A 15,424-nucleotide genomic window follows, 5' to 3' on the forward strand; every position below is an offset into this window, starting at 1 on the left:
ATTACTGTTTCTTACATTCACATTGGCCAGGTATACAATTACATTCAATCGTTTCGACTGGCTCTTTTTTATTGAGTTGTTTCATGATCTGCTGAATATCTGCTTGGGTCAATGTCGCTTCTTCAACCAAATCAGCAATCGTCGCACCGACTCTTTTTGCACAAATATGTGAAAAGAGATTTTCAGTAGCACTTCGAACGGTTTCCATCTCGGAAACAGCTGGATGATAAATAAATTTCTTTCCCTCTTGTTCAGTCCAAAGCGCTTCTTTTTTCACCAAACGCCCTAGAAGGGTTTTAACAGTTGCTACTTTCCAATCCATCGAATCAGCTAATATCTGAGTGATTTGTTGGGCATTTGCTTGACCTAAAGTCCAGATAACTCGCATGACTTCCCATTCAGAATCACTGATTTTAATTAATACTCTCTTTTCTTCCATTGGTTTTCCACCTCCATCGATTACATTTGTAAACTTAACTTCGATAATAGATTACAACTGTAATCGTAAATTGTCAAACAATAGGCTTATTTTTTTTCAACTGGTTAATATACTTTTGTCGATCACGTTTATTATCTAAAATGAGTAACTTATTTTTTACTTGCAATGTATCAATCAGTTGGAAGATTCGAGGTTCATTCTTTCGCTTAAAACGCCAAACAAAACACAAAAAATCCAAGTATTCTTTATCCAACTTTTCAGTAAAGTCATTAGGCATGTCAGGTCTGGTCGCACGATCTCGCTTTCTTTTTAAAGTTCGTTTGATGACACGAGCCATTGCAAGATACGTTGGCACTCGTAATAAGATGATTTGATCTGCTTCTTGCAGTCTCTTCCTAGCAGTAGCAAGATAGTTTCCTTCGATGATCCAGTTCTCATGTTTAGCCATAAAGTTTTCTTGCTCTAGTTGAAACCAAACTTGTGCCTTTTCACTATAATCTGTACCATGCCATAAAAAATCTAAGGGTAAAAGAGGAATCTTTGCCGTTTCTTGAATAGTTCTTGCCAGTGTCGATTTTCCAGAGCCACTTTGTCCTAAAATTACTATCTTCATCTTATTCCTCCTCCACTCAAAACTTTTTCTTTTTTTATTTATGATAACATGAGGCACAAAAAAAAGAGAGAAACGATCGTTTCTCTCTCAACTCATTATGTTTCAATCAATGTTTCTTTTACATTTTTATTTTTATCACGACGGGCAATCGCTGGTAAGATCATTCCCAACATGATCAAAATAATTGGTGTAACGACATTTGAGATCAACTGGAACCACCAAGCTTTAGGATCAGCCGCATACTCGACTTTGGGAACCATTCCCAGAATACAAGCAAAAGCGGTAAAGGCAAAACACCAAGCACCGAAAATAAAACCAACCTTTGGATTCTTCACGAATTTATACTCAGAAGTAAATTTCTTGTAAGCTTTATTCAACATCATATACGCTAAGAATACCCATAAATAACGCATAGGCATTACTACTGAATTTAGATTAGTCAACCATTTCACTAATTCGTTCATGTCTTTGATTCCAAAAATGGGTAGTAAAATGATGATGCTAACTAAAATCCCAGTCAATAAATAGCCATTGACGAGTGTTCCTTTATTGCTTCGTTTACGTAACCATGAAGGAACAAATTCTGGATCTGCATCTGCTAATAAAATTTTCAGTGGTGCATCGATTGAGAAGGCTAATGCGGAAATTTGACCAACCATATTTGTCAAAGCATAGATGATCATCAACGAATTACCAATGCCATAATAGTTGCCTAGGATTTGGAAAGCACTGTAAGCACCATTTGCCATTAAGTCTTTCGGAATATTGTCACTCGCAAATAACATTCCCATCGCTACAGAACCTAAAACCGCACAAACACCAACCATTGCAGCCAAGAAAATCATTCCTTTTGGAAATTCTTTGGCTGGATTTCTTGTGGAATTAACATAAGGAGAGATTTTTTCTGCCCCACCTACTGCAAATACAAGCATCGAAACGGTCGTAAAATAGCTAAAGTCAAATGTCGGGATGTATGTTTTGACCTGATTCATTCCTGTAGTAGCAAATTCCATATCAGTAGTAATAAATGGAGCTGTTACTGCCATCAAAATAAATAAAAGTGACATGACAAACATCGCAGTTCCTGCTAATCCACCAATGACCTTCAATGTGGATAATCCTTTTGTAGAAAGATACAAGAAGGCTAAGAAAATTACTAAGGAAATCACTGCTACCATTTGAACAGTCATTGTGTTAACAATATTTCCATTTCCTTGAACTGCCCATCCAGCAGCAATCAAAATTGCCTGAGGTTTTTGTGCAAGATAAGGAATGTGGACGACCCAATAAGTCCATGCAGCATAGTATGCCAACCGTTTATTTGATGTCGTATTTTCGACCCAAGAGCTGACGCCACCTTTACTGTCTTTAAATGCGGAACCAAGTTGCCCTACGATCAAGGCATAAGGGATAAAATAAATAGCAAGAATCAATAGCCAAGAAGTAACAACTGAGATTCCTTGTTGCGCATAGTTGTTTACTACATTCCCCATGCCCCAAACCATGTTGAAAGCAATGAGTGCTACGGTAAACCAACGTAGTTGTTTATCATTCATCTGTTTTCTCCTTTTAAATTTTTTTAAATAAAATATTTATCTATTCACAATCATAAACAAATTCTTATCTATTTACAATAGTTCGTTATTTTATGTGTGTATATTTTTAATTTTCCCACACTGTTTTTCCATCTTTTTATCATTTAACACAAGATAACACCTTGTATAAATTAGTTAATCCCTTTCAAACTGAACGATGTAAAAGAATTTTCTAAAAATTAGATCAAATAGTTATTTTAATATGCTTACTTTCTAATCAAAAAACAACAATAGGTAGTACAATTCAAAAATCGTCGCTTTTACATAAAAAAAGAAATTCCCCTTTCATCCGAACAGTCATCAAGCTGACGAATAAAGGAAAATTTCTTTTCTATTGATCAATAACAAACAAAATACACCTATAGAACTTCATTTTAAACACGCATATAAATAGTTTGGTTAAAGATTTTCACTTATTTTCTGATAATCCTACTCCGTAGGCAAGAAAAGTTCACTTTAACGATGCTTGTGTTTAGATCAACAGTCGATCGTTAGAGTTTTAAACATCTCATAGCGTTTAAGACTGCTAGTACAGTGACACCTACATCAGCAAATACGGCATCTCCCATTGTGGCAATCCCGAATGCGCCTAAAATTAAGACAACACTTTTGATCCCGATCGCAAAGATAATATTTTGTTTAACGATTTTCAACGTTTTTCTTGATAAGCGAATAGCATCTGCGATTTTTCCAGGTTCATCATTCATGATCACTACATCAGCCGCTTCGATTGCTGCATCACTTCCAAGACCTCCCATCGCTATTCCGACATCAGCTCTAGCTAACACAGGTGCATCATTGATTCCGTCACCAACAAACGCAGTCTTTTGCGATGCGTTCGTGAGGATTTGCTCTAATTTAGCCACTTTGTCTTGCGGTAAGAGCTCGCTATAGACCGTGTCGATTCCTAATTCATTTCCAATATGTGTCGCAATTGCTTGTGCGTCCCCGGTAAGCATCACAGTTTGTTTAACTCCAAGTTTTTTTAGTTTTTGTAAAGCTGCTTTTGCATCTTCTTTGATGGAATCTGCAATCACTATGCTTCCAACATACTGTTGATCAATTGCCACATATACTAAGGTACCAACTGCTTGATTGACTGGAAAGGCTATATTGTATCGAGTGAAAAGTTTATGATTTCCTACTAAGACTACTTTCCCATCCACAACTGCCTTGATTCCTTCGCCTAAAACTTCTTCCATTTGATCCGTGGGTAATAATGCTCCTTCATAATCAGCTAAAATCGCTTGTGCAATCGGATGTGTCGAATATTGTTCTACACTTGCAACATATTGCATGAATAAAGGTTCAACCATAGTAGTTTCAATTGATTGAACAGAAAAATCACCTTTTGTCAGAGTTCCTGTTTTGTCAAAAACCATGGTGTCTGTATGAGCTAATAATTCAAGGTAATTACTACCCTTCACTAATACACCCATTTTACTAGCTCCACCAATCCCTCCAAAAAAGCTTAAAGGTACCGAAATTACTAAAGCACAAGGACACGAAATCACTAAGAACGTCAAAGCTCGGTAAATCCATTCATCAAATCCTGTATTTGATAACACAAGTGGTGGTAAAATGGCTAATAAAACAGCTAATACTACTACCACTGGCGTGTAGTAACGAGCAAATTTAGTGATGAAATTTTCTGCTGGTGCCTTTTTACTACTTGCATTTTCTACTAATTCGAGCAATTTACTAATGGTTGAGTTTTGATAATTTTTTTCTACTTCAACAACTAATGGTTGATTGATATTGATAAAACCACTTAATACTGACTCTCCTTCAAAAACTTCTTTTGGAACCGATTCTCCCGTTAATGCAGAAGTGTCAACTAATGACTGCCCACTGATGACTTTCCCATCTAATGGTACTCGTTCTCCTGGTTTGACAAAAACATGCTCCCCAATCAGTACTCTTTCTGGCTGGGTTGTCACCAATCCAGCTTCTGTTTCAACATGAGCCACTTCTGGTCGAATCTCCATCAATGCACGTATCGATTTTCTTGATTGGTTGACTGCAAAGCCTTGGAAATATTCACCTACTTGATAAAACAACATGACCGCTACTGCCTCTGGATATTCACCAATCAACATCGCACCGATCGTTGCGATTGCCATCAAAAAATTTTCATCAAACAATTGACCTCTCGTAATGTTTAATGCAGCTTGTTTAATAACATCAAAACCAATAAATAAATAGACAAGTAAAAATCCAATAAAACGAATCGGTTCAGCTGGAGCCCAAATAAACAAGCCTAATAAGCCAATAGCTGATAGGACAATACGAATCAGATCCCTTTTTTCTTCATTTAATGTCGAAGTCACTTCTTCCATCTCTTTTACCTCAACTTCTGGTTCTAATTCCTTGATCACTTTTCTAGTTTCAGTTTCGATTTCACCTATCTTATCCTGATCTGCGTCAATCGTTAATTTACCTACAGCAAAGTTAACATTTGCTTGCTTTACCCCATTGATTTCGTTGATTCTTTTTTCAATTTTCATTGCACAGTTTGCGCAATCCAATCCTTCTAATCGATAGCTTTTCATGCTCTGACCTCCTCACTTTAAACATGAACGTTTATTCATGTATAATTATATATGAGTGGTCACTCATTTGTCAAACTAATACTTCTTCTATTTTTTATCAATCAAAAAAGCATTACCTTTACAATAAAAAAAGCGACTCATAAAGTGAAAACCATATCATCCATTGTAAGAGTACAGGAGTGTCACAAATAAAAAAGAACTGAACAACGGAATCTACACTTGTCCTTACCCGAACTAATCCATACCTAATAGCTATCTTATCAGCAATAAAAAAAATAAGCATTTCTCCTATTTGATTAAAACTCCCCCACTAGCCAAACGAGTGAGGGAGTTTTTTTATTGTTGTCGTATCTCTTCATCCTAAGCGATATCTATTTTACTGGGATTATTCCACTTCTATAGTCGCTAGTAGTTGTTGGAAACTATTCGTAGTACTTGTTCCTGGTCGATTACCTACTAATTTAATTGAAATGATATCGCCAGCAACCACGCCTTTACTGTAAGTCACCCGAACAGTCTCATTCATTTTTTTGACTGATGAATAGTAAGCTTTTCCTTTATAAGTTTCCGCGATATATGCATCATTTTTATAAAGTACGATTCGATTGTCTTGCTCAAATATTTCTCGATCAATATCCATCACTACTTTATTTCCAACTACTTGAATATCTTTCACGATCTGATCATATTCAGTCGCTGCTGATTCCAATTTTTTCTCGACTACATAGGTTTCTAACAATACTTTACCTGCAGAGCTTTGACCAGGTGATCCAGGCGCTAAATAAACTTCAATTTTTTCACCTTTGTTGCCTTCAAACCCACGACGTATCTTTACTAGTTCGTCTGTTATCTCTTTGTAAGAGTAGTAAGCTTTACCATTATACGTTTCAAAATAATAGTTACCATCCAAATAAACCATCAGGCGTTGTTTGATATTAAATTGTTCTGGCGTTAAGTTTAAGTAGATATATGGTTGGTGACTTTCTACTCCAACAGATAATAAAGTATTTTGTGATATGTCATCTTCTGATTGGATATCGATATTTTTAAAAGTTGCCCAACCATTTCCCGTAGAAGAAAAACGGATAATATATGTATTGTCTTTTTCTGGTGTCGTAAAAGTAAACGAATGTCTTTCCCATTGTTCATTATTATGTGCCGATTCTTGTAAAGAAACAAATTCTTCTCCGTGATTCAATGTACCAAACTCGACTTTACTCGGAAAATTTTTGCTTCCCGCAGCGTCATAAGAAAATGTGTAGGTCGTATTGGGTTGTAATTTCACATATTGATGGATATTTTCGCCCAACATTGCTTTCACATAAGAAACCCCATTTTCAGTTACCAGTGTTGGATTGTTCGATTCTGGGTTTGACACGATCCAATGATCTAAACCAGCGCTAAAATTCCCGTTACTGATAATCGAGTCCTCAACCACTTCTTTCAAGTTATCACTGATAGTAATAGCTTCCTTGCCTATGGTTGTTGCATGTACGCCTATAGAAGTTCCTAAAGACAGACAGGCAATACTTGCGACAAATACCTTCTTCATGTTATTTTTCATTCTATTTTCCCCCACTAATTGATTTCTGCTGTTACGATTAGGTAACGAGACTCATTCTATATTATCTCTGGAGATACTCTTTTATTTGCCTTGAATTTTCATGAACATTTTATTTTAAAGATCCTTTTTTACACAAAAAAAGAAATAAATCGCCAAATTCCCATTTTTCATCTCTCTATTTAGCAATCCTGCTAATGTTTACTAATTTTTTGGAATTGTCCATAATTTTTTTTTCCAAAAAAAGAAATTATCATTGCCGATAGCAGCTATTTCATTAGTACAATCCTTATAACGAGTAAGGGGGTTCCAACCAAGATGAAAGCGATATTATCCAAAAAACATTATATCCAATTAATTATTTTAGAAACATATTTAGCAAATGGACAAGTGACCGTTCAACAACTAGAAGAAACAACCCAAGCAACCAAGCAAACGATTCTTAAACAATTGAATGAGCTGGAAAATCGTGGCTTTTTTCAAGTGGAAAAGAAAAAAGATCATTTATTGCTGAGAAAAAATAAACCAATCAGCTATAGTGAAGTATACAGTTATATTTATCAAGATTCTGTACAGATTCAATTTATTTCTCTGGTTTTTTCTTGTCCGTTTATAACAACTTCGGAAATTTTAAAAAAACTAAAAATCAGTAAATCTCAATTTCGCCGTATCAAAAAACAAGTAGCTGATTTTTTGAACTGCCATGATATTTGTCTGACTGACTCTCCTTTCTACTTTACAGGAGATTCATCTAAACTATATCAGTTTTTTTATGTCTTTTTTTCAGAAAAATATCACGCTAATACTCAATATATTCTTCCGAAAGAACAATTAATTCTTGATCAACTGTTGCAAGCATTTACCGAATTGCCCAACTTCTCTACTTCTCGAGAACAACAACGATTAAGTAGCTGGATCTGGGTGATTATTAAGCTTAGTGTCCATATCCAAAAATCAACGACTTATTATAAATCAGCGGATAAAAATGCAATATCCTCAGCAACTTTACCATTTGATGATTCACGAATCGTCATTGATTATGCACACTTCAAAGAAGTATTCAAGCTTTCATATACGGGTGTCGTCCAATCAAATCTCTTAACATTTCAGTCAATGATGAAAGAACCAAAGCTTTCACTAGAAATGCAAGGGAAAAAGCAATCCTTGATTCAGTTGACAACTGAACTCTACCAACTATTTGGAGAAAATAAAGAAATTGAGCTCCATTATTCGATCGATCAATCACTAACTTTGTCTGGAAAAATCAAATATTTGTTAAATGATCAAAAAAAACGATTTGTGATTGAATTTTTTAAGCAAAATGGGCGCTTTTCTACCCATACTGCTAACCGACTGTTACAAAAATTGATCACTTTCAGAAATGAAATAAATGATGATCCTTTATTTTATGAATGGCTCTATCTTACGATTATCTATGATAAACACTTAAAGGAACTTATTAGAAAAAATCAACAGAAGAAAAAAATTGGTCTTGCTTTTACCTACGACCAAGTACATAGTGAATTACTGATTATGCTTCTTAAAACGAAATTGAATGAGTATGCAGTTTTTGAAATCATTGATGTCCAAGATTCTGTAATGAACGATCAAAATGCAGATTCCATCGATTACTGGATTTCTAATATTCCAATAGCTCCTCAGAAAAACTGGCTACTTTTAGACAATTATCCTTCGCTAAAAGAGATTCGTACCTTAGAATTGCTTCTTCAGCAATCAACGATCCAACCATTAATCGAAGCTTTAAAAAAGCCATTACCAACTGACTAAGTTATAAAAAAACTGCAGAAAGTTAACCTCCTAAGAGGCCACTTTCTGCAGTTTTTTGTGGTTGAACCAGCTATTTCATTTTTATGGATAGATACGGTTTAACAAACGTGGGAATGGAATTGCTTCACGCACATGGTCGATACCTGCGATCCAAGTAACTGTTCGCTCTAAGCCCAATCCAAATCCAGAATGTGGCACTGAACCATATTTACGCAAATCAAGATACCAAGAATATTCATTTTCGTCTAAACCATGATTTTTGATCTGTTCTAATAAGAATTCATAATCCGTTGCTCGTTCACTACCACCAATGATCTCACCGTATCCTTCTGGTGCGATCATATCAGCACAGATCACTACATCTTCACGAGTTGGATGTGGTTTCATATAGAAAGGTTTGATTGCTTTTGGATAATTCAAGATAAATACGGGTTGTTCAAATGAATTGGCAATGAATGTCTCATGCGGAGAACCAAAATCATCGCCCCACTCAATATCATCAAACCCATTTTTCTTCAATAATTCAATCGCATCATCATAAGAGATACGTGGGAATGGTAACTTCGTATAAGTTTTCAATACTTCTTTGTCTCGTTCCAAGACATCTAATGCGTAATCACAGTGATCCAATACATTTTGTACTAAGAAAGCAACATATTGTTCTTGGACCTCTAGACTTTCTTCTTGATGTGTAAATGCCATCTCAGGTTCAATCATCCAAAATTCGATCAAATGACGACGTGTTTTTGATTTTTCTGCACGGAATGTTGGACCAAAGGAGAATACTTTACCAAAAGCCATCGCTGCAGCTTCCATATATAATTGACCACTTTGTGATAAGTACGCTTTTTGGTCAAAATAGTTCGTTTCAAATAAGTCAGTCGTTCCTTCTGGTGCAGAACCAGTTAAAATTGGAGGATCGATTTTGACAAAGTTATGGTTATTAAAGAACTCATATGTTGCACGAATAATTTCATTTCTGATTTGCATGATTGCATGTTGTCTGGAAGAACGTAACCATAAATGACGGTGATCCATCAAAAAATCAGTTCCATGTTCTTTAGGTGTGATGGGATAATCATGACTTTCACTGACAACTTCGATTGTCTTAATCCCGATTTCGTAGCCGAATTTTGAACGGCTATCTTCACGGATTTCTCCGGTCAAGATGATTGATGTTTCTTGGTGAAGATTTTTCGCTAATTGAAATACTTCTTCTGGAACTTCACTTTTCACAACTACTCCTTGAAAATAAGCCGTTCCATCTCTTAGTTGTAGAAAAGCAATTTTTCCGCTTGAACGTTTATTTGCTACCCAAGCGCCAATCTTTACTGTTTCTCCTACATGATTTTTCGAATCAATGATTTGAATTGTTTCCACTTATGACTCTCCTTCGCTCTACCTTAATTATTAGGATTATATTTGACTTTTACTCTCAATAAATTGCGCAATACGTCGGACTGCTTCTTCCAAAGTTCCAAGATCCGTTGCATAACTTAATCGCACATTTTCTGGCGCACCAAACCCTTCACCAGTTACTAAAGCAACACCCGTTTCCTCTAATAGATCTTCTACCCACTTCGTGACATTCTCATAACCGCACATAGCCAACGTTTCTTTTACATTCGGAAACAAATAAAAAGCACCTTGTGGTTTATTAAGTGTCACTCCAGGTAAGTTTGAAACAAGTGGATATAAGATATTTAGGCGTTCTTCAAATGCCAGGCGCATTTCTTCCACTGGATCTTGCTCACCAGTCAACGCTTCAATCGCAGCATATTGACTGACTGCTGTTGAATTACTTGTTGATTGAGAAGCAATTGCAATCATCCCATCGATGATTTCTTGGTTCCCCAAAGCATAGCCGATTCTCCATCCCGTCATTGCATAAGTTTTTGAGACCCCATTGATGATGATCGTTTGCTTACGAATAGCTTCAGAGATTGTTGCAATTGGAGTAAACTCATTGCCATTATAAACTAAACGTCCATAAATATCATCTGCAACTATCAAAATATCATGTTTGACAGCCCATTCTCCGATTGCTTGCAGCTCTTTTTGATCATAGATCATTCCTGTCGGATTCGAAGGAGAGTTGATGATCAATGCTTTCGTTTTAGGGGTTAGTGATGCTTCTAGCTGGGAAACAGTTATTTTAAATCCATTGTTTTCCTCGCCTTTAACAAATACCGGTCGACCTTCTGCTAATTTTACTTGCTCTCCATAACTTACCCAATAAGGTACTGGGATGATCACTTCATCTTCAGGATCTAAAATCGTCTGAAAAAGGGCATATAACGCAAATTTTGCACCATCCGTTACAATTGTTTGAGAAGGTTCATAGGTGATCCCATAATACTCCTTGATATAATCGACAATTGCTTGGCGTAGTTCAGGAATCCCTGCGCTCGGCGTATAGTAACTTGCTTTGCCGTTTCTAATTGCCTGAACCGCCACTTCTTGGATATTTTCGGGCGTTGCAAAGTCAGGTTCTCCGACCGTTAGACTTAAGATATCTTTTCCTTGTGCTTTCAAAGCTTTTGCTTTTGCTGCTGCAGCAAGCGTCACAGAAGGTTCTAATTGTTGTACTCTTTTTGACAGCTTCATCCTACTCATCCTTTACAAATTATATTCCAGTGATAGTTTTTATTTCTTTCCCTGACTCGAAAGAAAGCAAATAATAATTGAATTGATCCTTTGAATTTTTTCCAACAACTTCCCAGACAGCTTGATTATCGTACATTCCTAGTGAAGCTTTTTCGATTTGGACTTCTGGATGAGCTTGAGCAATTTTTTCTTTTGCTTCTTGTTCAGTTATCCCATCTTTTTGAGCTAATACTTTGACCTTTTCGCCCGATTTAGGAATAATGACCGCAATTTCTTGCCCTTTATCGTTTTTACCAGTCAAAGAAAAGTAAGTATGATTCCGAGTAAACCAATAAAAGTGATCTGCTTCTTCAAGTCCTGCGTATTTTTTAGCAATCTCAATTGCTTCTTGTTTGGCTTGCATCCTTGGGCGGCTCGCACGTAAATAAAAAATCGAACTAAATACGATGATCGCTAATAAAGCGATAATCAACCCTAGTAATACATGATTAATTGTTTTTTCTTTCGGAGATTCTTGCTTTTGTTTTGATTGTTTCTTCAAGGATCGTCGCTCCTTTTATATTCGCTAAGTTTTATTATAGCAGATTTTTCATGCGAAAATAGATTGTCTGAAGAAGTTTATTCTTCGTTTTTCTTTAAGAATTTTGGGATATCTTTGCAAATATCGTCCAATGTTTCTTCTTTGATCGTAATATTCTTCGGTAAGGCCTGCAAGATCCGATTACTGTATTTCGCAGACAGTAATCGACGATCCAGAATCAATAAAACGCCTCGATCTTCTTCACCGCGAATCAATCTTCCTAAGGCTTGTCTCAATTTTAAAGCAGCTTTAGGGATCGATTCTTGATAGAATGGGTTGATTCCTTCTGATTCAAGGTAGGTATTCCTTGCCTTCACCATCGGTCGTAACGGATTGTCAAAAGGTAAGCGGGTAACCACGACAATCTGTAAAGCATCCCCCGGTAAATCCACACCTTCCCAAAAACTATCAGCTCCAAATAAAACACTCATTTCAGACAGCATGAATCGTTTCAACAATTTCTGTCGGCTACCGCCGATCCCTTGGGCTAAGATTTCCCGTCCTTGCTCTAACATGGATAAATGAATCGTCTGATAAACTTTTTGTAAAATATCATGTGACGTAAACAAAACCAAGATTGGCCGCTTTTCTTGTAAGATCAATTGAGACAACGTATGAGACAAATAGTCCACGTATTGTTGCTGATCAACTTGACTAATTGACGGTGCTTCTTTGGGTACATAGATACGGGCTTGTTTTTCGTAATCATAAGGAGATGCGATCACTTTCAATGGTGTACCTTCAATTCCTAAACGTTTCGCAAGATACTGACGATTCGGTCCCACTTTAAGCGTGCCGCCAATATATAAAATATGCGTGTAGCGCGGATACCAAACTGTTCTTTTCAGTGAGGCTGCCTTGAAATCGTGAAGATGAAAAATCGTTTGTTGCGCTGTTTTGTTGGGAACAAACCAATGGATCAAATTTTCATGCCAATCTTCCAGCCACTGTTCCATCAAAGTTGCTTGCTTTTCCATTTGATCGAATAATTGATAAAGAGTGGCTAAATCAATGCGCATTTGTTTCGTCCAGCTTTCTTGAATGATTGTCAAACTTAAGCGCATTTGGTCTTGTAGTTGTTTGATTTCACGATAAAACACATGGAGATGGTCAATTGCAAGGCTCGACTCAAAGGGTAACCGCGAAAGCATTTCTTGAGTAACCATCATTTCTTCTGGATACTGACCGTTTGTTTGCTTTGCCGCAAATTGATTCAGTCCTTCTGCCAGAAAAATTTGCGCTTCGTTAAGTGCGTTTAACTCCTCTTGGTAAATCTCTAACCAACGTTGAACTTCGTGGTTTTCTGGTAAATACGCTTTGATCCGGTCAAACAAATGATCCGATTCGTTAAACTGTTGGATTTGTTTGAAAAAATACGCAATACTTAAGCGGCGATCATTGACTTTCTCTGCAATATCAGGCAAATGATGCGCCTCATCGATCAATAAATATGGACTCTCTGGTAACAATGGTCGCTTTCTTTGGGTTTCTTGGACTAAAAAAGCATGATTCACAATCAAAAAATTGCTTTGCTGGATTTTTCTCTCTAAAAAACGAACAAAATCTTGTGCATAAAACGATTGATTTTTAGCTAAAAATGAAGTCCCCCGATGGGCAATCTCACTAAAGAGAAGGTGATTCAAGTTGGTCAAATGCAATTCGTCTAAATCGCCGGTTTTTGTTTGAGTCAACCAAACAAGGATTGCCATTTGGTAAAGTAAATACTGTTTTTGTTCTTTTGGCGCTTCAAGGGTCGCTTTGAACCTTTGTAAATCGATATAATGGCGATAACTTTTAATCACTGTTGCTTGAATCGGCTGATCCAACAATTGATTTAACAATGGGATATCTTTTTCCATGATCTGTTGCTGGAGTACCAGTGAGACAGTACTGATGATCGCCGGCTTTTCAGGAGTGGCTAAATAGCTGAGTGGGAGTAGATACCCGATCGTTTTTCCCATTCCAGTAGCGGCTTCAATCATCAAATCTTTGGACTCATCTTTGGTAAAATGGTCGTATACTGCATTCATCAAGCGATTTTGTTCCTTACGATACATCAATGTTTTCCCAAATATCTTTTCTTTAGCTTGTTTCTTTCTAGGATAAACTTGCTCGTTGTAATGAATGCTGGTATAAAGATCTACTTCTTTTTTTTGCAAAGCTAACCCATCAATTATCTCTAATTCTTCGTTTAACGGCTGAGGTTGTTCTCTCATCTCTTCCATCACACTTTGAATAAATCGACTTGTATCCATTCCTGTTTGCCCACTTAATGCATAAATGGCTTCTAATGTGACTAATGGTAAACGGCGCATCCGTTCTTCAATCAATAGAAGAAGTTGGGCAGTCACTTCGGCATCACTATCAGCTTGGTGTGGATTTTCATGAATAAAGCCTAGACTCTCTGACAGATCAGCCAATCGAAAGCTTGGCTCACTTGGCAAGAAGATTTGAGCTAATTCAACAGTATCGATGCCAGGAATCTTTAATCCCGGTGTTTGGCACCTTAATAGCTCCTGATTAAGAAAGTTATAATCAAAATAAATATTATGAGCAACAAAAATCGTATCCGCCAACAGATTATAGATGGTTGCGGCCACATCTTCAAAATAAGGTGCTTGTTGGACACGACGATTGGTAATTCCTGTCAGATGTTGGATTTGTTTGGAAATCTTGCGTCCGGGATTAATATCAATCGAAAAACGAGAAGTGATTCGACCACCTTCAATCATGACACATCCAAATTGGATAATGCGATCTTCTTTTGGATTTGTCCCAGTCGTTTCAATATCGACAACTGCATAAGTTTTTGATTTCAAATTTACTTCCTCTTCTCTTGCCTTTAAATGTTCTCTTGCGATTATACTACAATCACAAGAAAATTTCTTAATCTCTCTTTCCATTTGTGAAAAAAAACCTTTATATTATTGGTTCACTTTCTAAATCATCTGATCATCTTACCTACCGGCTGATTACTCAACTACCTATTGATGCAGAATCAATTCCACTTATCTGAAGAACGTATTTAACTTCGTGATTGATCCAAAACAAAAAAGCTCGACAACTACAATGTAGTTATCGAGCTTTTATTCAAATCAATTAATTAAGCTTTAACAACGTTAGTTGCTTGAGGGCCACGTTGACCTTCTTCAACGTCAAAGTTTACTGTTTGACCTTCTTCAAGAGTTTTGAATCCGTCGCCTTGGATAGCTGAGAAATGAACGAATACATCGTTACCGTTTTCTGCTGTAATGAATCCAAAACCTTTTTCTGAGTTAAACCATTTTACTGTACCTGTTTCCATAATAAAAATCCTCCTTGTGTTTCAACACATATTTTGCAATTACTTGAATGGTGTATATCTGGAAGATGTTTATTTGAAACATGCCACAGATTACCGAACAAAAACTACACTCTTAATATATCATATCGGTTACAAAATAGCCACTATTTTCCCTTCTTTTTTTCCTTTTCATCTGGTGTTTTCTGACAAAAACGAGAAAAAGAGGGATATCTCTGTATTCCGTCCTAACAAATATGGAATCGTTTCCTTATAATTCAGACTTTCTCTAACGATTTTTTTTGATAAGATTCCCCATAAGAACGATAGTTGATAGTAAAATAACACCAGTTGAATTGATTTCTTCTACTTTTTATTTTTTAACTATAAACAAGACTGAGGAAAAAAT

At 36.4% G+C, this 15,424-nt stretch carries 11 protein-coding genes; 1 reads left to right on the forward strand and 10 read right to left on the reverse strand.

Going from position 1 to position 15,424, the window contains the following annotated elements; all coding sequences use genetic code 11:
• Position 1: 1 nt before the first annotated feature.
• From IGJ27_RS08830 to IGJ27_RS08850, 5 genes are all read right to left on the reverse strand, one after another.
• Complete coding sequence (locus tag IGJ27_RS08830) at positions 2-439, reverse strand: CopY/TcrY family copper transport repressor (RefSeq protein WP_053766604.1); 438 nt, start codon at positions 437-439, stop codon at positions 2-4.
• A 73-nt stretch (positions 440-512) separates the two neighbouring features.
• Positions 513-1,052, reverse strand: coding sequence for a topology modulation protein (locus tag IGJ27_RS08835; RefSeq protein ID WP_088745559.1), 540 nt, complete (start codon positions 1,050-1,052; stop codon positions 513-515).
• Positions 1,053-1,147: 95 nt separating this feature from the next.
• On the reverse strand, positions 1,148-2,608 hold the full coding sequence (locus tag IGJ27_RS08840) for an APC family permease (protein ID WP_010718493.1): 1,461 nt from the start codon (positions 2,606-2,608) through the stop codon (positions 1,148-1,150).
• Positions 2,609-3,138: 530 nt separating this feature from the next.
• On the reverse strand, positions 3,139-5,199 hold the full coding sequence (locus tag IGJ27_RS08845) for a heavy metal translocating P-type ATPase (RefSeq protein ID WP_178305809.1): 2,061 nt from the start codon (positions 5,197-5,199) through the stop codon (positions 3,139-3,141).
• A 385-nt stretch (positions 5,200-5,584) separates the two neighbouring features.
• Complete coding sequence (locus IGJ27_RS08850; RefSeq protein WP_178305808.1) at positions 5,585-6,763, reverse strand: carbohydrate binding domain-containing protein; 1,179 nt, start codon at positions 6,761-6,763, stop codon at positions 5,585-5,587.
• A 315-nt stretch (positions 6,764-7,078) separates the two neighbouring features.
• On the opposite strand from IGJ27_RS08850, the gene IGJ27_RS08855 reads away from it, so the two are divergent.
• Entirely contained in the window at positions 7,079-8,548 is a 1,470-nt protein-coding gene (locus tag IGJ27_RS08855) for a MarR family transcriptional regulator (protein ID WP_256733926.1), read from the forward strand.
• Positions 8,549-8,629: 81 nt separating this feature from the next.
• Here the strand turns inward: IGJ27_RS08855 and asnS are convergent, their stop codons facing one another.
• The 5 genes from asnS to IGJ27_RS08880 all read right to left on the reverse strand — a co-directional run bounded on the left by asnS (position 8,630) and on the right by IGJ27_RS08880 (position 15,039).
• A complete protein-coding gene (asnS, locus tag IGJ27_RS08860) occupies positions 8,630-9,928 on the reverse strand; it encodes an asparagine--tRNA ligase (RefSeq protein ID WP_010718497.1) in 1,299 nt (432 codons plus the stop codon).
• Between the two features lie 36 nt (positions 9,929-9,964).
• Complete coding sequence (locus IGJ27_RS08865; protein WP_178305807.1) at positions 9,965-11,155, reverse strand: pyridoxal phosphate-dependent aminotransferase; 1,191 nt, start codon at positions 11,153-11,155, stop codon at positions 9,965-9,967.
• A 19-nt stretch (positions 11,156-11,174) separates the two neighbouring features.
• On the reverse strand, positions 11,175-11,696 hold the full coding sequence (locus IGJ27_RS08870; RefSeq protein ID WP_010718499.1) for a cell wall elongation regulator TseB-like domain-containing protein: 522 nt from the start codon (positions 11,694-11,696) through the stop codon (positions 11,175-11,177).
• Positions 11,697-11,773: 77 nt separating this feature from the next.
• Positions 11,774-14,554 carry a helicase C-terminal domain-containing protein gene (locus IGJ27_RS08875; protein ID WP_178305806.1) on the reverse strand — a complete coding sequence of 927 codons (2,781 nt, stop codon included), beginning with the start codon at positions 14,552-14,554 and terminating at the stop codon, positions 11,774-11,776.
• 284 nt (positions 14,555-14,838) lie between these two features.
• Entirely contained in the window at positions 14,839-15,039 is a 201-nt protein-coding gene (locus IGJ27_RS08880) for a cold-shock protein (RefSeq protein ID WP_005875554.1), read from the reverse strand.
• Positions 15,040-15,424: the final 385 nt, after the last annotated feature.

The sequence above is a fragment of the Enterococcus sp. DIV1726a genome, assembly GCF_051710985.1.
Classification (GTDB): Bacteria; Bacillota; Bacilli; order Lactobacillales; family Enterococcaceae; genus Enterococcus_B; species Enterococcus_B hirae.